The organism is Chondromyces apiculatus DSM 436 (assembly GCF_000601485.1).
GTDB classification, from domain to species: Bacteria; Myxococcota_A; Polyangia; order Polyangiales; family Polyangiaceae; genus Chondromyces; species Chondromyces apiculatus.
Genome location: NZ_ASRX01000042.1, coordinates 69,393 through 90,350, shown reverse-complemented (window position 1 = coordinate 90,350; position 20,958 = coordinate 69,393). Strand labels below are relative to the sequence as shown.

The 20,958-nt window shown below is 71.8% G+C and carries 13 protein-coding genes; 4 read left to right on the top strand and 9 right to left on the bottom strand.

Annotation, left to right across the window (positions count from 1 at the left end; genetic code table 11):
* Positions 1–9: 9 nt before the first annotated feature.
* The 4 genes from CAP_RS25045 to CAP_RS45500 all read right to left on the bottom strand — a co-directional run bounded on the left by CAP_RS25045 (position 10) and on the right by CAP_RS45500 (position 5,054).
* A complete protein-coding gene (locus tag CAP_RS25045) occupies positions 10–948 on the bottom strand; it encodes a toll/interleukin-1 receptor domain-containing protein (protein ID WP_044245394.1) in 939 nt (312 codons plus the stop codon).
* Positions 949–982: 34 nt separating this feature from the next.
* Positions 983–2,035, bottom strand: coding sequence for a fatty acid desaturase family protein (locus tag CAP_RS25040; RefSeq protein ID WP_044245391.1), 1,053 nt, complete (start codon positions 2,033–2,035; stop codon positions 983–985).
* Positions 2,036–2,385: 350 nt separating this feature from the next.
* Positions 2,386–3,666 (bottom strand): sigma-54-dependent transcriptional regulator, encoded by a 1,281-nt coding sequence (locus tag CAP_RS25035; RefSeq protein ID WP_044245388.1) that lies wholly within the window; start codon positions 3,664–3,666, stop codon positions 2,386–2,388.
* Positions 3,663–5,054, bottom strand: a complete 1,392-nt coding sequence (locus tag CAP_RS45500; protein WP_052375884.1) for a sensor histidine kinase — start codon at positions 5,052–5,054, stop codon at positions 3,663–3,665. The genes CAP_RS25035 and CAP_RS45500 overlap by 4 nt, the downstream gene beginning before the upstream one ends.
* 113 nt (positions 5,055–5,167) lie before the next feature.
* On the opposite strand from CAP_RS45500, the gene CAP_RS25025 reads away from it, so the two are divergent.
* From CAP_RS25025 to CAP_RS25015, 3 genes are read left to right on the top strand one after another with little or no spacing between them, the layout of a single operon-like run.
* Entirely contained in the window at positions 5,168–6,694 is a 1,527-nt protein-coding gene (locus tag CAP_RS25025; RefSeq protein ID WP_052375883.1) for a TolC family protein, read from the top strand.
* Positions 6,691–8,049 (top strand): efflux RND transporter periplasmic adaptor subunit, encoded by a 1,359-nt coding sequence (locus CAP_RS25020; protein ID WP_044245385.1) that lies wholly within the window; start codon positions 6,691–6,693, stop codon positions 8,047–8,049. The genes CAP_RS25025 and CAP_RS25020 overlap by 4 nt, the downstream gene beginning before the upstream one ends.
* Positions 8,046–11,168: an efflux RND transporter permease subunit gene (locus CAP_RS25015; RefSeq protein ID WP_044245383.1), complete on the top strand. Its 3,123-nt coding sequence runs from the start codon at positions 8,046–8,048 to the stop codon at positions 11,166–11,168. The genes CAP_RS25020 and CAP_RS25015 overlap by 4 nt, the downstream gene beginning before the upstream one ends.
* Here CAP_RS25015 and CAP_RS25010 read toward each other — a convergent pair.
* From CAP_RS25010 to CAP_RS24990, 5 genes are all read right to left on the bottom strand, one after another.
* A complete protein-coding gene (locus CAP_RS25010; protein WP_044245380.1) occupies positions 11,158–12,192 on the bottom strand; it encodes a hypothetical protein in 1,035 nt (344 codons plus the stop codon). The genes CAP_RS25015 and CAP_RS25010 overlap by 11 nt on opposite strands.
* Positions 12,193–12,212: 20 nt before the next feature.
* Positions 12,213–13,421, bottom strand: coding sequence for a tyrosine--tRNA ligase (gene tyrS, locus CAP_RS25005; protein WP_044245462.1), 1,209 nt, complete (start codon positions 13,419–13,421; stop codon positions 12,213–12,215).
* A 139-nt stretch (positions 13,422–13,560) separates the two neighbouring features.
* Positions 13,561–13,920, bottom strand: coding sequence for an HU family DNA-binding protein (locus CAP_RS25000; protein WP_044245376.1), 360 nt, complete (start codon positions 13,918–13,920; stop codon positions 13,561–13,563).
* Positions 13,921–14,007: 87 nt separating this feature from the next.
* Entirely contained in the window at positions 14,008–16,458 is a 2,451-nt protein-coding gene (locus CAP_RS24995) for a hypothetical protein (protein ID WP_044245374.1), read from the bottom strand.
* A 2-nt stretch (positions 16,459–16,460) separates the two neighbouring features.
* Entirely contained in the window at positions 16,461–18,809 is a 2,349-nt protein-coding gene (locus CAP_RS24990; protein ID WP_197041345.1) for a hypothetical protein, read from the bottom strand.
* A 249-nt stretch (positions 18,810–19,058) separates the two neighbouring features.
* Here CAP_RS24990 and CAP_RS50880 point away from each other — a divergent pair, with 249 nt between their 5' ends.
* On the top strand, positions 19,059–20,957 hold the full coding sequence (locus CAP_RS50880; protein ID WP_231511678.1) for a GAF domain-containing protein: 1,899 nt from the start codon (positions 19,059–19,061) through the stop codon (positions 20,955–20,957).
* Position 20,958 lies beyond the last annotated feature (1 nt).

Here is a 20,958-nt window from a genome sequence, read left to right as displayed (position 1 = left end):
GGCGGGCCTTCACGCCTCGGGGGCGGAGGAAGGGGTCTTCTTCGGCTCGGCGCCCGCCTCGGCGTCGGCGGCTTCCGACTTCTTGCGGGCCTCGACCGTGTTCCAGTAGGTGACGAACTTCTCGCCGACGGGGCTCAGGCTGATCTGCTTGTAGGTGCGGTTCGGGGGGAGCTTGTCGTACTGCACGACGCGGTAGGGGAGGAGCTTGAGCGCGACCTGGTGGTAGAGAAAGCCGCCGCCCTTGTCGGCGTCCCAGGTGCTCACCAGGCCGTTGGTCATGAGGTCGGCGTTGGCGACGAAGAGCTGGAGGGCGTTGCTCTTCACGGGCTCCTCGGTCCTGGCGATGTCGGCGGGGACGAGGACCTCGAGGGCGCTCAGGGCCTGCACGAGCTCGGAGAAAGAGTAGCCGTCGAAGTAGGGCTCGGAGCCCTTCTTGGCGGCGAGGCGGCTGAGGTCGAGGGAGGCCTGCGCGGTGTCGTAGCTCGGCTGGCCTTTGACGAAGCTGTCGATGGCGGCGTCGACCTGGGGGCGAGGGCGCAAGGAGGCGCCGACGAGCTTCTCCAGGGCCTCGACGAGCTGGGTGATGTCGGGCGCATGGAAGGGGCGAATCGCGTGCTCACCCGTGAGGGGCGCCGGGATCGCGGAGAGGTCGACGCCGTGGGTGAGGATGGGGAAGATGGGTTTGCCAGCACCCCAGGCGGTGCCCAGCTCGAAGGGGACCCAGCTCGACGCGAGCGCGCTCGGGGAGACGAGGCCGATGACGGCGCCGGTGGCGGGCAGCTCGTCCTTGAGCGCCAGGGCGATGTCTGTCCCGGCCGGGGGCTTGTACTCGGGGACGGAGCTGCTCTGGATGTCGCCGCTGGCGAGGTCCAGGCACGTGGTGAGGCATTCGACGAGGGCCTTCGCGAGGGCGAGATCGGCGGGGGCGTGGCTCACGAAGATCTTCATGGCTCCCTGGCCACTACCATTGTCCCCCGGTCAGTCAACTCCGGTCGGGGGGAGAGGCGGGAACGGCTGCAGGGCGCGGAGCCAGGGTGGGCCATTCGTGGCCGGAGCGGGGATCGACCAGGGTGACGTCGTTTTTGTAGACGCGGGCGGTCCGGTGGAGGGCGACGAGCGCGCGCCAGAGCGACATCGCCTGGTAGCGCTCCGGCCAGCGGGCGCGGAGCAGGGCCTGGACGCGGGGGGCGTGGCGGGAACTCATCGAGGGGAAGAGGTGGTGCTCCGCGTGAAAGCCGAACCCGAGGGTGAGCCAGGAGATCCACGGCGGCGTGGTGACCGTGAGCGAGTTGAGGAGGGGGTCGCCCGATTTGTGGATGGGGCTCAGGCCATGGTTCGTGAGGATGAACGACATCACGATCACGTTGGCGACGAGGAGCGGGAGGAAGAAGATCAGGAGGAAGGGCACAGGGCCGACGAGGAAAGCGACGAGGGCCCAGAGGGCCACGCCCCCGGCAGTCTCGGCGATGGCGAGGCGGTGCTCGCGCGGGCTCAGGTAGCGCCACGCGCGCGCGGCCACGAGCACCTTGGAGGTCTGGACGGAGAAGCCGACCAGCAGGCCGATGGGCCCTGTCCAGCTACGCCGGCCGAGGGTGAAGTGGTCGGTGACGAACCGGACGCGCCGGCTCCGGGCGTGCTGGGTGAGCGTGGGGTTGGCGTCGGGGTCCACGCCGGGCTCGTTGGTGTGGCCGTGGTGGACGCGGTTGTGCCAGGCGATCCAGACGCGCGGCGACATGGTGAAGGGGAGGTAGGCGATGGTGCCCGCCAGGTAGCGAAGCCGACGCCCACGCACGACAGCGCCGTGGAGGATCTCGTGACCGAGGAAGGTCATCCCCGCGAAGGCGCAGCCGATCAGCAGCGAGAGGAGGATGGACACGGGCCAGGGGACGAGGCGGGCCGCGATGACCACGGCCGCAGCGGCGATGACCGCGAGGTACACGGGGAGCCAGGCCAGGCGGGCGCGCGCCGGCTGGAAGATCTCGGGACCGAGCGCGTGTTTCAGGTCGCGCACGTACGATGGAACCGTGGGCAGCATGTTCTCGACTCACTTCCTCGAAGAAGGCGTGGTCAAGTCACAGGTCTCAACCGCTCCCCGTCTCCGTTGTCAGGTACGGAGAATGTAATGATGGGGCCGCGGTGCGTATCACGAGGGGGGTGGGCTCTCGTCACAACGCGGCCACATCGCCGCGCGCTCACGACGCGCCCTCGATCGCGCTGCTGCGATGCGCTGTCTGCAGGAGCCCTGTAAGCAGGCGCGAACGTGAAGCCTGGCAGGCACTTCAACGACACGCCCGCTCCCGAACGACACCCGTCGTCGTCACCCCTAGGGCGTTGCCTTCCGCGCTTCGGCTGGCGCTAGCTCTCTGGTGCGGGGCGCTGCGTCACTCACCCCGGCGCCTTGCCCCCCGCTGATCCTGGCTTCCGCTCGGAGAGGCCGTGCTCTTCGAGCTTGGTGTAGAGCTGCGGGCGGGGGATGCCGAGGAGGCGCGCGGCGACGGTGCGGTTGCCATCGGCGCGGCGGAGGGCGGCGGAGAGGAGATCGCGCTCGAGTCGGGCGAGGGCCTCGCGGAGAGGGAGGCCGAGGTAAGGGTCGGCGGGCTCGGAGGCGAGGCCGGGCATGGCCAGCTCGGGGGGGAGGTCGTCGGCGTCGATGACCTCGCCGCGGCACATCTCGGCGGCGCGGCGGATGCACAGGAACAGCTCGCGGACGTTGCCTGGCCAGTCATGTCGCACGAGGGCGGCCATGGCCTCCTCGGAGATGGCGCGGGCGCGGGTGCCGGAGAGGGCGCGCGAGACGAGCAGGGGGATGTCGCTGCGGCGCTCGCGCAGGGGAGGGACGGAGATCTCGATGACGGCGAGCTGGTAGTAAAGCTCAGGGAGGAGGGGGACCTCGGCGGCGCCGTGGGCGAGGCGGGCGAGGGCGATGACGCGGACGGGGTGCTCCTCGGCGACCCAGCTCCCGAGGTGGCTCTGGACGGCGGGGGGCAGGTCGCCAGCGCCGTCGATGAGGAGGGTGCCGCCGGAGGGGGCGGCGGCGAGGGCGGCGCGCAGCTCGGGGAGGTCGGTGGAGGCGTCGACGCGGACGTTGGTGAGGGGGGCGCTGGCGCGGCGGGAGTAGTCGTGGATGGCGCGGGCGACGAGCTTCTTGCCGGCGCCGCCCTCGCCCTTGACGAGGACGGGGGCGTCGGAGCCGGCGGAGCGGCCGATGCGCTTCCAGACGGCGTGCATGGCGGCGCTGCGGCCGACGAGCGGGGGGCTCTCGGCGGAGGCTTCGATGGTGGTCTCGGAGGCGCGGCGTTGCTTGACGGCGCGCTCGACGGTGGCCATGAGGCGGGGCAGGTCGAAGGGCTTGGTGAGGTAGTCGAAGGCGCCGTCGCGCATCGCCTCGATGGTGCGCTCGCTGTCGTCGTAGGCGGTGGCCATGATGACGGGGAGGTCGCGGTGGCGGCCAGCTTGCAGCTCGCGGAGGAGGTCGAGGCCGCTGCCGTCCTTGAGGCGGATGTCGACGAGGGCGCAGTCGAAGGTGCCGGCGCCGGCTTCGAGGAGGCGGGCGCGGGCCTCGGCGAGGCTCGGGGCGGTGACGGCGCGGTGGCCGACGCGGGCGACGGCGGTGGCGAGGCCGTCGCGGATGCCCTTCTCGTCGTCGACGATGAGGATGGTGCTCACGCGCGGGCTCCGAGCGGCGACGCGCCAGAGGACGACGAGGGCAAGGAGAGGGCGAAGCGGGTGACGCCCTCCTCGCGCTGGTAGGAGAGGTGGCCGCCGCTGGCGACGGCGATGGCGCGGGAGACGGCGAGGCCGAGGCCAGTGCCGTCGGGCTTGGTGGTGAAGAAGGGCTCGAACAGCTCGACGACGCGGGCCTCGGGGACGCCAGGGCCGCGGTCCTCGACGTCGAGCGCGGCGCCCTCGTCGCGGCGGGTGACGCGGACGCTGACCTCCGCGCCGGCAGGGGAGGCTTCGATGGCGTTCTTGAGGAGGTTGTCGACGGCGCGCGCGCAGGCGTCGGGGTCGACGTGGGCGTGGGCGCTGCCCGCGACGGCGAGCGAGATGCCGCGCTCTCTGGCCCAGGGGGCGAGGAGGGAGGCGCGGCGGCGGGCGATCTCGCCGAGGTCGCTGTCGACGCGGCGGCCGAGGCGACGGCCGCTGACGACGAGGAAGTCGGTGACGAGCCGTTCGAGGCGGGCAATCTCCTCGTCCACGGCCTCCAGCTCGGTGACGACCTCGGGGGGGACGGAATCGGTGCCGCGGGCGACGTCGACGCGGAGCTTCATGGCGGCAAGGGGGTTCCGGACCTCGTGCGCGAGGCCGGCGACGACGCGGCCGAGGGCGGCGAGGCGCTCGGAGCGGCGCAGCTCGCCAGCGAGGGCCTCGCGTTCGTGCTGGGACTCGGCGAGGCTGCGGGCGAGGCTCGATACGCCGTCGGCGACGCCCGCGAGCTCGACGATGGCAGGCCGCGCCACCTCGGCAGAGAGGTCTTGCTCCAGGGCGGCGAGGGAGCGTTTGAGGGCGCGGGCGCCGCGGGTCGTGCCCACCACGGTGACCAGGGCGATGGCGCCGAGGAGCACGGTGGCGAGGCTGAGGACGATGACGGTCTGGCGCCAGGTGTCGGCGAACCTGGGGGGGCCGACGCTGTAGGCGGCCCACATGAGGCGGCCGTCGGGCCGGCGCCGCGCGCCGAGCATGATGGTGCCGTCCTTGCCCTCGGCGCCCTCGACCTCCTTGAACACCGTACCTTCACCGGCGGCGGTGGTGACGAGGGTGTTCAGGGCCTGGTCGACCTCGGGGGTGAGGCCCGCGCGGAGGGGTTGGGTGGTGGTGAGGCCGCCCCGGAGGCCGACGACCATGGTGCGCGCGGTGCCGCCTCCGTCCAGGTCATGCTCGGCTTCCCAGCGCGAGAGCTCGCGCTGCACGAGGTCACGGCCGCGTTCGAGGCGCTGCTCGCTGGACATGCGGATGATGCGGGTCAACGAAACCACGGAGACCACGAACATCAGTGAGGCGAGGATGGTGACCGCACCGAGCAGCCATGTCAGGGGTACGCGCGGCAACCTCATGAAACGACGGGATGATGTCCCGAATCCTGACAGGTGTCATGACCCGTGACGAAAACGCCGATCGGCATGTGGGGACGGATCGGCCGCGACGCGCCCGAAGTAGAGGTAAGGGCATGAGGCGCGCCCCGGCGGTCCGCTGGTTCCTCTCTCTCCTGTCCTGCACTGCACTCTTCCTGCTTGATGGTGAAGCGCGTGAAGCGCGCGCCGACCCGCCGCTGACCCTGGAGGAGGCCATCAAGCAGGCCCTCACCTACAACGAGCGCTCGCTGCAGGCGCCGCTGCGCGTCGAGGCCGCGGAGGGGCAAGTCGAGCGGGCACGCGCGGCGTTCTTGCCGTCGCTGAGCGCGAGCGGCGCGGCCGTGCTCAACGCGGCCGAGGACTTCGAAGGGCGGCACCTGTCGGCCAGCGCCGCGCTCACCGTGAACCAGCCGATCATCAACCCCTCGGCGTTCCCGAGCTACGCGCAGGCGCGCCACTCGCGCGAGGCGGAGAAGTGGGGGGCGGTGCAGGACCGGCGGGTGCTCGCCTTCGATACGGCGCGGGCGTTCCTGGTGGTGCTCACCAGCGAGCGGCTCCTCTCCGTGGCCGAGCGGCGGCTGGAGCGGGCGAAGGCGAACCAGCAGAACGCGCAGGCGCGCACGGAGGCGCAGCTCGCCAGCTCCAACGACGCGACGCGCTCGCTGATCGAGACGGCGTCGTCGTCGCGCGAGGTGGTGCGGCTCCAGGGGACCCTGACGCAGGCCTACCTGAACCTCGGGTTCCTGGTGGGCAAGCCGGTGACCGGGCCGCTGGCGACGCCGGAGCGGACCACGCGCGCGGCGCGGGCGGGGGGGCCGCGCAGCTCGGAGGAGATCATTCGCCGCGCCGAGCAGCGGAGGCCCGATCTGCGCGCGGCGGAGGAGCGCACGGCAGCGCTGGAGGCGTCGGCGGAGGAGCCGCTCTACCGCCTGGCGCCGACGCTGGGCGCCTCGGGTCAGCTCCGGGTGGTCCCGAACGCAGGGTCCACGGGGCGCGCGTACGATCTGTCGGCGCAGCTCAACCTGAACTGGACCATCTACGACGCTGGCGCGCGCTACGCCGACCGGAAGACGCGGGTCGCCCAGGCCAAGACCCAGGCGCTCGCCGAGCGGCAGCTCCGGCGCTCGGTGGCGGTGGACCTGGGGCTGGCGCGGGCCTCGCTGAAGGCCGCGCGGGAGGCGTTCCAGATCGCGGAGCAGGCGGTGGTCGCGGCGCGGGCGAACAGCTCCGAGACCGAGATCCTGTACCAGCAGGGGCTCGCGCGCGCGATCGAGCTCGTGGACGCGAACGCCAGCCGGTACGAGGCCGAGGTGAACCTGGAGACGGCGCGGCTGGCGATGGAGCAGGCGTACCTGGAGCTGCGGTACGCGCTGGGGCTGGATCCGCTGGACGATCAGGCTGCCTCGGGGAACGCGTCGAACCCGCCGGCCGGGGGTGAAGCACCGGCTCAGCCGGCCCCGGGCACCACAGCATCAAGCGCGCCTGCCACAGGCACGCCCGCCACGGGCACGCCCGCCACGGGCACGCCCGCCACGGGCACGCCGCCCAATCAACCTGCCACGAGCACGCCGCCGAACCCGCCGGCGCCAGGCGCAACGCCTTCACAGGGGAGCAATCCGTGAGAGTCACCGCGATCATTCTTGCCGTGTCGGTGCTGTTCGGGGCTGGCTGCAGCAAGGGAGGCGCCGAGGCGGGGAAGGAGGGCGGCGGCAAGCCTGCCGGTGGGGGGCGCGGGGGCGGGATGCGCCAGGTGTCGTTCGCGGCGGACGTGATGCCGGTGGAGGCGAAGAAGGTCGCCTACATCGTGAACGCGCCGGGGACCATCGAGGCCTTCGAGCGGGTGCAGGTCACCGCCCGGGTGGCAGGCGCCGTCGACAAGGTGGCGTTCTCCGAAGGGCAGGAGGTGAAGAAGGGGGACGCGCTGGTGCTCATCGACTCCGAGCGCTTCCGCCTGGCGGTGAACAGCGCGAAGGCGGCGGTCGAGAAGGCCGACGCGGCGGTGCGCGACGCGGAGGCGATGCTGGCCCGCCGCGAGGGCGCGAGCACCAAGAACCCGGGGCTGATCCCCGGCGAGGAGCTGGAGACCTACCGGACGCGGAGCTTCACGGCGCGGGCCGATCGGGACGTGGCATCGCAGGCGCTGAAGACGGCGCAGCTCAACCTGCGGGACTCGCAGGTGCGGGCGCCGATCGCGGGCGTGATCCAGACCCGCACGGTGGAGACCGGGCAGTACGTGCAGGCGGGGACGATCATGGCGACCCTGATCCGCAGCGAGCCGCTGCTCCTGCGCTTCCAGGTGGAGCCGCTGGAGGCGCCGCGTATCAAGCCGGGGATGGTGGCGAAGTTCGCCATGCGGGAGACGGTGCGCTCGTTCACGGCGAAGATCACCCTGGTCTCGGGCGCGGCCGATCCGACGACGCACATGGTGGCGGTGACCGGCGAGGTGCTCGACGAGGGATCGAAGTACTGGCTCAGGCCGGGGTCGTTCTGCGACGTGGCGCTCGACCTGCAAGCGCAGCGCGACGCGCCAGTGATCCCCAGGCTGGCGGTGCGCGCGACCGACCACGGGTACGTGGTGTACGTGGTCGAGAACGACGTGGCGCACGAGAAGGTGGTCAACCTGGGCATGAGCACCAAGGATGGCTGGGTCGAGGTGCGCTCGGGCCTCACGGCGGGGGCGCAGCTCGTGGTGCGGGGGGCCGAGGCGCTCAGCGAGGGGGCGAAGGTGAAGCCGAAGCAGATCAGCGAGGAGGAGCTGGCGGGGGTCATCGCGGCCGAGGTGGGGGTGAAGCCGGACGCCGGCGCTCCGGAGGGCAGCGCTCCCGAGAGCGGTGAGCCTCCGGCCCCCGAGGCGCCTGCGCCGCCTCCTGACGCGGGGAGCCCGGACGGGGGCAAGGGGAGGCGGAAGGGCGGCGGGGCTGCTCCGGCAGGCGGGGCTGCTCCCGCAGGGGCGACGGGGACGGGAGCGACGCCATGAACCTGACCGACGTCTCCATCAAGAACCCGGTCTTCGCGTGGATGCTGATGGCGTGCGCGATCCTGTTCGGGATCGTGGCGGTCACCCGCATCGGCATCAGCCAGTACCCCGACGTCGACTACCCGAACATCAGCGTGAGCGTGTCCTGGTCCGGCGCGTCGCCGTCGGCGGTGGAGCGGGAGATCATCGAGCCGCTGGAGCAGTCCCTCGCGCAGGTGGAGGGCATCCAGCAGATGACGTCCTCGGCGCGGCAAGGGTCGGCGAGGATCACGGCGACGTTCGACATCTCGCGCAACGTGGACCTGGCGCTGCAGGACGTGCAGGCGCGGGTGGCGCAGGTGCAGCGGCAGCTCCCGAAGGACGTGTCGTCTCCCACGGTGTCGAAGTCGAACCCGGACGACACGCCCATCCTGACCATCGGGGTGTCGGGGCCGTTCTCGCCGCAGCTCCTCTCCGACGTGGCGCGCTACCAGGTGCAGGAGAAGCTGCAGACGGTGGCGGGGGTCGGTCAGATCACGCTGAGCGGCTCTCTGAGCCGGAACGTGCGCATCTGGCTCGATGCGAGCCGGCTCGCCGAGAAGGGCGTGGTGGCCAACGACGTGATCGGGGCGGTGCAGCGCGAGCACCTGGAGGTCCCCGGCGGGCAGCTCGAGGCCGGGGGGAGGCAGCTCAGCGTGCGGCTCCTCGGCGAGGCGCTCAAGCTGGACGAGCTGCGGAAGCTGGTGGTGCGGCGGGTGAACAACACCCCCGTGTACCTGGAAGACGTGGCGCTCGTGGAGGACGGGTTCGAGGACGTCACCACCATCGCGCGGCTCGACGGGGTGCCTCTCCAGGCGCTCGGCGTCCTGAAGCAGCGCGGCACCAACGCGGTGGCGGTGGCCACCGGGGTGCGCGAGAAGGTGGCGGAGATCCAGAAGAGCCTCCCCGAGGGGATGAAGGTCGAGGTGCTCTTCGACACCACGACGTTCATCGAGGAGTCCGTCCACCACATCGAGCTGGAGATCGGCCTGGCGCTGATCCTGACCGCGCTGGTGTGCTGGCTGTTCCTCGGGTCGCTGTCGAGCACGCTGAACGTGGTGCTGGCGATCCCGATGTCGCTGCTCGGCACGGTGGCCGTGATCTACTTCCTGGGCTTCACGCTCAACACCTTCACCCTGCTCGGCCTGTCGCTGGCCGTGGGGCTCGTCGTCGACGACGCGGTGATGGTGATGGAGAACATCTACCGGCACGCGGAGATGGGCAAGCCACGCGCGAGGGCCGCGGCCGAGGGGACGAAGGAGATCACCTTCGCGGCGCTCGCGGCGACCCTGGCCGTGGTGGCCATCTTCCTGCCGGTGATCTTCATGGAAGGGGTGATCGGGCGCTTCTTCTTCCAGTTCGGGGTGACGCTCTCCATCGCGGTGATGCTCTCGTACTTCGAGGCCATCACCCTGGCGCCCGCGCGCTGCGCCCAGATCCTCTCGACGTCACGCGAAGGGCGGAGCCGGATCGGGCTCGCCGTCGACAAGGCCTTCGCCAGGCTGGAGGGGGGCTACGCCTGGGCGCTCGGCGGCGCGGTGAGGCACCCGTGGAAGGTGCTCTTCGGGTCCCTGGTGATGCTGGGGGCGACGGTGCTCGCAGTGCCTTACATCGCCACGGAGTTCGTGCCGTCGCAGGATCAGAGCCGGCTCAACGTGCGCATCCAGACGGAGACGGGGACGAGCATCTCCGCCGCGGCGCCCCTCATCGATCGGGCCGAGGCGCTGCTCGCGAAGCGGCCCGAGGTGCTCCGGGTGCTGACCACGCTGTCGGGGTCCTCGGGCTCCATCCAGCTCACGCTGGTCCCGCCGGAGGAGCGCAAGCTGTCGGCGCAGCTCCTGATGGCAGATCTGCGCAAGGATCTGCAGGGCATCGCCGGGATCCGGGCCTCGGTGCAGGACCCCTCGCAGCAGGGCTTCGGCATCCAGCAGGGCTCGCCGGTGTCGTTCACGGTGCGCGGCGGGGACTGGGACAAGCTGGTCGCGGCGGCGCTGAAGATCCAGGAGGACCTGGAGGCGACCGGGATCGTGACGGACCTCCGGAGCGACTACCAGGTGGGCAACCCAGAGGTGCAGGTGGTGCCCGACCGGCGCCGCGCCAACGACATCGGGGTCACCGTGAGCGACATCGCGAACACGGTGAGCGCGCTGGTCGGCGGGAACATCGTCGGCAAGTTCGCGACCGAGGGGCGGCGCATCGACATCCGCATGCGCCTCCTGGCCGCGCAGCGCTCGCGCCCGGAGGACCTCGGCGCCATCCGGATGCGGGCGCAGAACGGCGAGACCATCCCGCTCTCGCTGATGACGACGCAGCAAGAGGTCAGCGTGCTGCAGGCCATCAGCCGCGTGGACCGGGAGCGCGCGATCAGCATCTCGGCGAACGTGGCGCCGGGACACTCGCAGGCCGAGGCCATGGCGAAGGTGGAGGAGCTGTCGCGGGACATGCCGATCGGTTACCGGACGGTGGCGAGCGGTCAGGCGTCCCAGCTCTCGGAGACCACGAGCGGCCTGGTGTTCGCGCTGCTGATCGGGATCCTCGTCGCGTACATGGTCCTCGCCAGCCAGTTCAACTCGTTCCTCGACCCGGTGACGGTGTTGACCATCCTGCCGCTGGCGCTGTCGGGGGCAGCGCTGGGGCTCCTGGTCAGCGGGAAAACGCTGAACATCTTCAGCATGATCGGGGTGCTCCTCTTGATGGGGATCGTGAAGAAGAACTCGATCCTGCTCGTGGAGTACGCGAACCAGGTGCACGAGGAGGAGGGGCTGCCGTCGCTGCCGGCGATGCTCAAGGCGGGGCCGCTCCGGCTGCGGCCCATCCTGATGACCACCATCGCGACGATGATGGCGGCCGTGCCCCCCATCCTGGGCATCGGCTCGGGCACCGAGACGCGCAGCCCGATGGCGGCGGTGGTGCTCGGGGGGCTGACCGTCTCGACGGTGCTCAGCCTGTTCGTGGTGCCCGCCTTCTACGTGGTGACGAACCGCGCCAAGGAGAGGATGCGCCGCAAGCCGGCCGCGGGGGACGTGGGAGGCGACGGGCACGGGCACGGGCACGGGCATGGGCACGCGCCGACGCTGCACGACCCAGGCGTCAGCGCATGATCTCCTCGACCTCGGCGCTGGTCAGGGCCTTGAGGCCCCGGGCGAGCAGCGCCGGGTCGAGCGCGATGGAGAGCGCGACGGCGTCCGGTGCGTGGGAGGCCACGGGGGGCGCGTCGGGCGTGTCGAGCCCGAGGAGCTGACCGAGGGGGGTGAGGCCCAGCTCGTTCCAGGCGGCGAGCAGGGCTTCCCGGGCTTCGGGGGCGCTGGTGGTGAAGTCGCCGGTGATCACGATCTCGACGAGGATCTTCTCCTGGGTGCCAGGGCGGGCCGTCACGCCGAGGGCGGTGGCGCCAGCGAGGAGGCCGCGGGCGCCACGGGCAAGCTCGCCCTCGAAGGGCCCCGGCGCGAGCGCGCGGAGGGGCGCCGGGTCGAGGCGGGCCGCGAGGGAACGCAGGGGCTCCTCGGTGAGCACGGTCGGGGAGCGGCGGAGCTTGCCCAGGGCGTAGAGCGTGGCGATGCGGGCCGGGCCGCGGGTGGTGCTGCCGCCGTCCTGGAGGCCCGCAGCGTCGGCGCCGAGCAGGACCAGCGTGCGGCGGGCAGTGCCGAGGTCGCCGGAGAGGCGGACGAGGTCAGGGCGCTCGGCGGCGCGGCGGACGTTGCCGGTGAGGCGCGCGCGGAAGAGGCGCTCGACGGTGGCCGGGTCGCCGGTGTGGCGGGCGAGGTAGACGAGGGCGTCGGGGTAGCTGGCGATGACGACCTCGGGGAGCTGGCGCAGGTCCACGCCGGTGGCGGCCGCGAAGCGGTCGAGGTTCTGCTCGGGAGCAATGACGCCGATCCAGGGGATGAGCCAGGGAACGGCGGCGATCTCGCGAGGCTTGAGGAGGAGGAGCCAGCGCAGGCCTGCGAGCGGCAGGAGGCGGGTGAGGTCGGTGGTGGCGAGTGGAGGGAGGGGTGGCGCGACAGGCCGCGGTGGGGGGTGCGCGGGGGCGGCGCCGGTGCACGCCGGGGCGAGGAGGGCGAGCGCCGTGGCGAGCGCACCGTAGGCCGCGCCGGCCAGGAGATCACGGCGACGCGGCGAGGTCACAGCGGCGCGGGGCAGGGCGTTCAGTCGACGAGGAGGTGTGCGAAGCGCCGGTTCTTGGAGCCGACGCGGATCAGGTAGCGCTTGCCCTTGGAGAGTGCGTGGCGCTCGTCCTTGATGACCTGGCCGTCCACGTGGACGGCGCCGCCCTTCACAAGGCGCGTGGCCTCGGAGGTGGAGGGGGCGAGGCCGGCGAGCGAGAGGGCCTTGGGGAGGAAGACGGTGTCCTGAGGGATCGTGATGGGGATCTCCTCGATGTTCTCGGGCAGGCCACCCGCGGCGACGCTGCGGCGACGCTCCAGGGCGGCGCGGGCGGCCTCGGCGTCGTGGTAGCGGGTGACGATCTCCTCGGCGAAGGCCTCCTTCACGGCGATGACGCTCTTCTCGCCGCGCTGCACGGCCGCGCGCGCCTCCGCGATCTGCGCGTTCGAGCTGCTGGAGAGCAGGTCCATGTAGCGCCAGATCACCTGGTCATCGACGAGCATGAGCTTCTGGAGCATCTCGAAGGGAGGCTCGCTGATGCCCACGTAGTTGCCAGCGCTCTTCGACATCTTCACGCCGGTGATCTTGCCCTCCAGGAGCCGGGCGTCGGTGCCTTCGAGGATGGGCGTGGTCATCACCATCTGCGCCCGCTTGCCGTAGCGGGGCATGAGGTCGCGGCCGACGAGGAGGTTGAAGAGCTGGTCGGTGCCGCCGAGCTCGATGTCCGCCTCGATGGCGACCGAGTCGTAGGCCTGGAGCAGGGGGTAGAGGAACTCGTGGATGTGGATGGGGCGCTGCTCGTTGAAGCGCTTGGAGAAGTCGTCGCGCTCCAGCATGCGGGCCACGGTGTACTTGGCGCCGAGCTCGATCATCCCGGCGGGGCCGAGCTTGTCGAGCCACTCGGAGTTGTAGCGGACCTCGGTGAGGGAGCGGTCGAGGACCTTGAAGGCCTGGTCCTTGTAGGTCTCGGCGGCCGCGAGCACCTCTTCCCGGGTGAGGCGGGGGCGAGACTCGCTCTTGCCGGTGGGGTCACCGACCATGGCGGTGAAGTCGCCGACGATGAAGATGATGTGGTGGCCCAGGTCCTGGAACTGACGCATCTTCTGCATCAGCACCGTGTGGCCGAGGTGGAGGTCGGGACGGGTCGGGTCGAAGCCGGCCTTGACGCGGAGGGGCTTTCCTTCGCGCAGCCGCTCTTCGAGCTCGGCGCGCACGTGCAGGTCGACCACCCCGCGGCACAGGGTCTCCATCTGGCGCTCGACGGGCTGGCGCTCGACGGGCTGGCGCTCGACGGGCTGGCGCTCGACGGACTGACGTTCGACGGGCTGGCGTTCGGCAGGAGTCGTCACGCTGCGCTGCGTAGCACAGGCTGCCGGGGGCGGGCAGGCGCTACTCGTCCTCGTCGTCGTCCTCGATGATGTCGTCGTCGCTGTCGTCGTCGCTGTCATCGCCGCCGGTGATGGCGAACTGGCGGCTGCTGTTCACCAGCTCCTTCAGCTCTTTGCCGACCTTGAAGAAGGGCAGGCGCTTGGCGGGGACCGGGACGGGCTGGCCGGTGCGCGGGTTGCGGCCGCTGTAAGGCTTGTAGGGGCGCACGGTGAAGCTGCCGAAGCCTCGGATCTCGATGCCTTCGTTGCGCTGGAGGGCCTCGGTCATGGCGTCGAAGACGCAGTTGACCAGCATCTCTGCCCGCGCCTTCGTGAGCTCGCCGCGTCCCGCGATTGCGTCGATCAGCTCGCTCTTCGTCATGATGGTCTACCCCCCGCTCCACGGCGCCTCTCCGAACGCGAGCCTCCCGCCTGGCTCGTTCACGGCGCCGAAAAACTCGTGCAATGCTCACCTGTTACGGGCGCCCTGGTCAACCGGATTCGCGCGGGTCGCCCGCACGGCATCGAGGGAGAAGAGGGCGGCCTCCGGGGCGAGGGGGACCAGGATCAGCGCGACGTCGCGGGCTCCCTCGGGAATGGCGTGGGGTTCGAGCCAGGCGCAGCGGGGGCCTGGCGGAGGGGAAATGGCGGCCGGATCGGGGGGCGACGTGACTTGCCATTCATGGAGGAGGGCGCCGTCGACGAGGAGGCGAATGGCGCCCGTGGCAGTGGACGGCGTGGTGGACGGCGTGGCGACGCGTGGAGAGAGGTAGGCGCCGCGGAGCCAGGGGGAGGGCAGCGCGACCTGCACGAAGGCGCCCTCGCCGGGGGTCGCGCTCCTGGCGACGAGCCAGCGATCCGCCGAGGCACAGGTGCCCGCGGCATGCTCGGGGAGGGCCCATGCCCGGACCTGGGCGCGCGGGGGCCAGAGGGACTCGCCCTCGATGTGCAGTTCGGCGTCGGGAGGATCGAGGGGGAGCGGTTCGAGCCAGCCCGGGAGGGCAGCGTCCATGGGGAGCCAGGGCGCGTGCAGTGGAGGCGTGGACGCGGGGGCTGCGCTGGTCGGGCCACGGAAGTGATAGCGGAATGCGGGTGGGCGGCCGTGCGCTTCCCAGGCCATGGCATCGAGCGCGTCGCCACGGTGGCGGAGCACCTGGACGGCGGCGCCCGGCGCAGGGTCGTGCCCGAGGTTGAAGCCGTGGTCGGTGTCGACGAAGACGAGGCCGCGTGTGATGCCGGCGCGGGCGAGGACCGCGGGGTCGAACATGGGGGCGCCGCCGTCTCGGTCGCGTAGCTGGGCGTGATCGAAGCTCGCGCGGAAGGCGAAGCCGGAGAGGGAGAGCGCGGCTGCGAGCGCGAGCAAGCGCGTGGCTCCCGGAGCGAGGGAGGGGGAGAGCGAGGAAGAGAGGCGGGGGGCCAGCGTGACGAGGGCGGCGGCAGCGAGCACGTGCTCCAGCGGGAGGACGTCCGCATAGAAGCGGGCGCCGCCAGCGGGGTAGTTGCCGTCGAAGTAGAAGGGGACGTAGGCAGCGATCTGGGCGAGGAGGGCGAGCGGGAGGAGGCGGGTGCGGTCGGTACGCCAGGCGAGGACGGCGCCGGCGAGGACCAGTACGAAGAGGGGCTCCGCGTTCAAGGGGTCCACGAGGTGCATCTTGAGGCGGCGGAGGGTGGTGGCTGCGGCGGCGAGGGCGCCATAACCGTGGGCGAGGTTGTGCCGCACGAAGTCGCCGTGCTCGCCGAGGCAGCCGATGTCGGCGCCAAAACCGTAGCGGAAGCACCCCGGGGGGCCGTCGGAGGTGGCGTAGTAGAGGGCCTGCGAGGACATCCAGGTGCCGGTGGCAGCGCGCTGGTGCAGGGCGAGGAGGGCGAGCCCCGGGAGGGCGCCGAGGGCCATGGCGCAGGCGAGGCGCAGGCGCGCAGAAGGCCCGGGTGGAGAGGCAGCGGCGGCGGGGGATGGGGAGGAGGGGGAAGAGGAGGCGGTGGGGGATGGGGACAGGGGAGGTCGTGCGAGCAGCCAGAGAAGAAGCGCGGTGAGGGCCAGGGCGCTCGGGGGGCGCGTCGCTGCAAGCCAGCCGGTGAAGAGGCCGGAGAGGAGGGCGGGGAGCGCGGGGTTCCAGGGAGGCGCGTGGGCCCTGGAGGCATCGAGGGCACGCAGGGCGAAGGCGAGCGACGCAGTGAAGCAGAGGGCTGCGAGGCCGTGCGACATGGTGTCGGCGGTGTGGTAGCGAAGCGCGGCGCACAGGGCGGAGAGGAGCGCGGCGAGGGACGGGATGGGCGGCAGGCGGGGGCTGCCCGGGGTGGCGCGCGAGGTCCCGGGGAAGAGGCGCGTGGCGAGGTCCCACGTGGCGAGCACGAGCGCCATGGCGAGGAGAGGGCCGAGGAGGCCGGGGAGGCCTGCGAGGAAGCCGAGCGCCAGCACGGCCGGGTAGCCGGGCGGGAAGATGACGGCGACCTGGGCTGGCGGGCGGGGGTCCGGAGGAGGGCGGAGAGGCGGTGGGGGAATAGGCGACGGGGAGAGGGAAGGTTGAGGGGCGTCTGCAGCGAGAGGGGGTTGCGGGAAGGTCTGGGTGGCGGAGGCGCTGTCGTTGCGCACGAGGAAGCGGCCGAGGGTGGAGGCGGCGGGCTCCTCGATGGGCCAGCTCAGGTGGCCGCTGGCGAGGGCGCGCGCTTCGAGCCAGTAGCTGGTGGCGTCGATGATGCGCGGGCCGCCGCGGAGGTAGACCGGTACGTAGGCGGCGGAGAGCAGCGCTGCGGAGAGCGCGGCGGCGCCGAGGAAGAGCGCGGGGATGCGCCGGTAGGCTGGGCGGGCATGCGTGGAGGGGGTGGAGGTAGCGCGGCGCCAGGCAAGGAATGCCGCGAGGAGCGCGGACAGGCCAAGCGCGATCCACGGGGCGAGGTCCCGCGGCAGGCCGAAGCGCACGCTCAGCGCCCGGGCGGCGCCTCGACGCTCCCGCGCCGCGGCTCACCGTCGCGCTCATCCCGCACCCGCTCGCGCGCGGGCGCCTCTCCGTCGCCGCCTTCAAGGACCCACAGGTGGTGGTCCGCCCACTCGCCGCCGTTCGGGGTGAGCGTCAGCGCCATGGTCTCGGGCAGCCCGGGCGGGAGGTCCAGGCTCGCCTCCGACCAGCCTGACCTGCCAGGGAACTGCAGCGTCCCGAGGACCTGCGCGTCGGCGCGCACCTCCACCGTCACCGGGTGGGCGCTCACCGTCCGCGCCAGGAGCCTCCCCTTGCCCTTCGGAGCGCGCAGGCGCACCGACTCGCTGAGGCCCCCGGGGATGACGCGGCCTGCGTCGAACCTGTCCTCGCCGGGCACCACGGGCTCCGGCAGCACGCTGAAGACCACGAACCCTGCCTGCGGGTGCGGGTGCTGGTAGCCGTGCGCGCGCTCGCTGAGCAGGTCGGCGACGTCGAGTTCGTCGACGATCTGCTCACCGCGGCGCAGGTCGAAAGGCAGAGCGACCTGTTCGAGCGGGCTCCAGTCCGCGCGGTAGATGACCTTCTCGGCGCCGCCGCAGATCACGTTGCCGACCACGGGGACGCCGAGGAGCCGCTTGCCGAAGATGGCGGGCAGGTTCCCCCACCAGGTGGGGTAGATGGCCATCACGTCCGGGCGATCGGCGGGCGGGATGCGCTCGACGAGCTCCAGCGACGCGCCGAGGCCGTGAACCCCGGCCCGGGCGAAGGGGAGGTCGTGGTAGCCGCCGAGGCCGATGAGGTCGAGCCCTGGCCGGTCCGCCGCGTAGATCAGCGCGCCGGCGTCTCCCACCAGGATGCGGCGGACGTTCATCTCCTTGAGGATCGAGCCGGCGACGAGGTGCTGGTCGCGGATGTTGCGGCTCGCCCGGGCGAAGAACCAGATCTGGTCGCGCATGCGCGGGAGCTGGTGCACCCAGAGCGCCGCGCAGAGGGCGACGCCCAGGGCGACGCGGACTCCCCAGAAGATGCGCGCGGCCTTGCCCTCGCGGCGCGCCGACGCCTCGCGGGCAGCGCCCCAGGACCGGCTCACGAGGAGCGCGATGCCCGCGGCAGCGAGCACGAGGAGCCACGCGACCGCCGGCATGGTGTAGCGCTCGTTCTGCCAGCGGACCTGCCCGTTCAGCGCGACGAGCAGGAGCCAGCCGACGATCTGCGCCCACAGGAGCAGGGCGAAGCGCCGGGTCGCCCTGCTCGCGAGCGGGACGAGCGCGAGCATCGGGATGATCCACCCCCAGGGCTGCGCGTCGGCGAAGTGGTGCTCGGTGTTGCGCACGATCACGTACTTCAGGAGGAACAGGTACGTGTCCCACTTCTCCGTGGCCGTCATGTAGGGGTTGTTGAGGGCGAGCTTGGCGATGGCGCCGTTCGCGGACCACTCCCCGGTGAACGCCCGGTTGGCGATCGACTGCGCGACCACGGCGAGCGCCCCCGGGATCCCCACGCGCAGCAGGGTGGCCCCCGCAGCGCGACCGCCCGCGCGGAGACCGCCACGGGCGCGCATGACGGCGAGCGCAGCGAACATCCCGAGCGTCGCGATGCACACCACCGACTCCGGCCTCGTCGCGTAGAGCAACGCGCCAGCCACCCCCGCGCGCCAGCCGAGTGCTCGGAGCACGCGCGGCGATTCCAGGCGCTCCGCAGCCTCGACCAGGTTCAGCGTGGCGCCCGTGGCGAGCGCCCAGGTGGCGAGGTGGAAGGCGTTCTCCATCCCGCTGAAGAGCGACCAGTCGAGCGCCCCCACCGCGAGCACGACTCCCGGCAGCAGGTACTTCGCCCAGAAGCCCACCCGGTCGAGGATCCGGCCGCCGACCAGCAGGAAGCCCAGCACGGACATGCAGGCCACGAGGGCTGCCCACTCCATCAGGAGCAAGCCGCGGAAGCCGATCAGGTACCCGAGCGCGAGCACGAAGGGATACGCGATGCTCGTGTTGCCGCTCGAAAAGCCGTTGCCCTCCGTCCACTGGAACGGATAGCCCCGCGCCGCGGCGCGGGCGTAGTCGAAGTGGATGAACACGTCGTCGAGCGGCGCCGACCACACACCCCCGGTCTGCCGGTGCATGGCGCCGTAGAACGCGACGGCGGCATAGAGGACACAAGCCCCCGACCAGAGGGCGTAGAGCGCCGGCTCGAACCGAGCGAGGGTGTCGACGAGGCGCCCGGAACGTTCCGAAGGAGGCGCCGAGACCCGCGCGCTCCCCTCCCCTGCCTCTCCCTCCCCTGCCCCTCCCTCCTCGGCCTCCGCGCTGGCGTCCTGCGCCACATCCGACGCTGGGTTTCGCGCTGCGTCCTGCACGGGAAGAGGAGACTCGATGGCAGAGCCGGTTGGCCTGGCGGAGCCCTCTGCGGCTGCCTCTGTTTCCTCGCGGGGGGGAACCACGCGGCTCTATTACACGACCTGGGGCGGCGCTGCGCGGACGGAGGCGTCGACACGTCGGGGTGGGGGCGCGTTGACCCCTGTCCCGCGGCTCAGGTAAGTAGGAAGGGCCGTGCCTCCGCGCGGTCGCCGGCGTGGACCGCCAGCGCATCCCGGGACGCCGCCTCCATGCGCTGGTACGTCGAGATCTCGCCGCTGGGTCAGGGACAGCAACCGGTGAAGCGCCTGCACATCGAGGCGGACCAGTGGCAGAAAGCGCTGCAGGAGGCGCGGGCGCTCAGCGGGCAGGAGGGGCCCATGAGCAGCATGTCGATCGACGTGCTCGACGATGGCTACCGCGCGACGGACGGGGCCTCGCGCCTGCGGTACGTGCTCCGCCGCGAAACGGACGGCGCGCCACCGCCCGACAGCAAGGGGAGCGGCGCTCCGGCATCTCGCCGTGACGAGCCGATCAAGTACCCGGCCCAGGGTGACGTCATCGCCGGGCTCCCGCCCAGAGCCGGAGCTGCCAGGCGAGGACGCGAGCAGGTGACGACGAAGCTCGGGACCCCACCCGCACCCCTGCCCTCCACCACGATCGACGGCAACGCACCTTTGCAGCCAGGCGCGCCGCGCTTCGAGGTTCTCTCCCTGCGGGATGAGCCACCCACGAAGGATCTCCCGCTCACGTACCGCGAGGCCGTCTTCTCGGTCGCGGCGGGGACTTCGGAGGAGGATGCCGAGGCGCTCCTTTGCACGCAGGTGGTGGGCATTCGAAAGGCGCTGGAGAGGGCCCGTCCTGGCAAGCTGATACGTCTGGCCGTGTTCGATCACTCCTACAAGACGCGACCCGAGCGCCCGCCCCTGGCGACACTCACCTGGAAGGACTGGCGCTCCGAGGAGATCGAGTTCACCCGCCCCTTGCGGGAAGGCAAGGCATCGACCCGGCGCGTACCGGCCGCCACTGCGGGGCAACCGACGAGCAGCAGGGCAGTTCCCGAAGCTCCGCCGGCGCCGGTCAAGTCGGCCCCGGGGACACCAGCGGCTCCCGCAGCTCCCGTCGCTAACGTCGCTCCCGTCGCTCCCGCAGCTCCCGTCGCTCCCGCAGCTCCCGCAGCTCCCGCAGCTCGCGCAGCTCCCGCAGCTCCCGTCACTCCCACAGCTCCCGTCACTCCCGCAGCTCCCGCAGCTCGCGCAGCTCCCGCAGCTCCCGCAGCTCCCGCAGCTCCCGCAGCTCCCGCAGCTTCCAAGCCTTCTTCGGCCTCTGCCAAGACCCCATCAGCGCCTACAGCAAGCCTCAAAGCTTCTCCGGCTCCCGCGAAGCCAGTGACCACCCCCGCCGCGCCAGCAGCTCCAGCAGCCGCGTCCAAGGCTTCCGTGGCGTCGGCCACCACACCGGCCACCCCTGCTGCTCCCGCCACACCGTCTGCTCCGGCAGCCGCTCCCAAATCTGCGCTCACTCCTGCAGCGCCTGTGACCCCAGCCGTGGCGGCCCCGCAGCGCGCCAGCAATCCCCCTTCGGCACGACGCCTGACCGACCTTCGCCCGGCCCTCACGGATGCGTGTGTCGACCTGCACTTCATGGGCGATACCCTCGAAGGCTCCGAGCACGTGCTCAAGCTTGCCATGGCGAAGATTCCGAGCGCCGTGGGGCTCGTCTCCTTCGTCGACGATGACCGGAAGGAACTCGTGATCGTACGGCAGTCCGGAGGGAAGAGCGCGCTGCTCGCACGACAGCCTGTGACGGCGCCGCTCGCCAAGGCAGCCCTCTTCTCCTCCGGCAACGCTCTCGTGATCGACGACGCGGCCACGGACGGGCGGGTGCTCGACGAGCGCTGGAAGAAGATCGGACACACGCCCACGAGCGTCCTCTGCGTCCCTGTGAAGACGGCCGAACGGCACCTCGGGCTCATCGAGCTGGCCGATCCCGCAGAGGGCGGCCCGTACACGCCACAGGAAGCTGACGCGCTCACCTACCTCGGCCAGCAGCTCTCGGAATTTCTCGCCGAGAATGGCGTCGTCCTCGACGACGAGCGGATCCGGCGAGGCGTGGCAGGGACGCCCGGCGACCCGCCAGGCAGCGGCTGAG

Coding starts and splice junctions, on each gene's coding strand:
- CAP_RS25045 (WP_044245394.1), bottom strand. CDS start 948: ATGAAGATCTTCGTGAGCCACGCCCCCGCCGATCTCGCCCTCGCGAAG.
- CAP_RS25040 (WP_044245391.1), bottom strand. CDS start 2,035: ATGCTGCCCACGGTTCCATCGTACGTGCGCGACCTGAAACACGCGCTC.
- CAP_RS45500 (WP_052375884.1), bottom strand. CDS start 5,054: ATGAGGTTGCCGCGCGTACCCCTGACATGGCTGCTCGGTGCGGTCACC.
- CAP_RS25025 (WP_052375883.1), top strand. CDS start 5,168: ATGAGGCGCGCCCCGGCGGTCCGCTGGTTCCTCTCTCTCCTGTCCTGC.
- CAP_RS25015 (WP_044245383.1), top strand. CDS start 8,046: ATGAACCTGACCGACGTCTCCATCAAGAACCCGGTCTTCGCGTGGATG.
- tyrS (WP_044245462.1), bottom strand. CDS start 13,421: ATGGAGACCCTGTGCCGCGGGGTGGTCGACCTGCACGTGCGCGCCGAG.
- CAP_RS25000 (WP_044245376.1), bottom strand. CDS start 13,920: ATGACGAAGAGCGAGCTGATCGACGCAATCGCGGGACGCGGCGAGCTC.
- CAP_RS50880 (WP_231511678.1), top strand. CDS start 19,059: ATGCGCTGGTACGTCGAGATCTCGCCGCTGGGTCAGGGACAGCAACCG.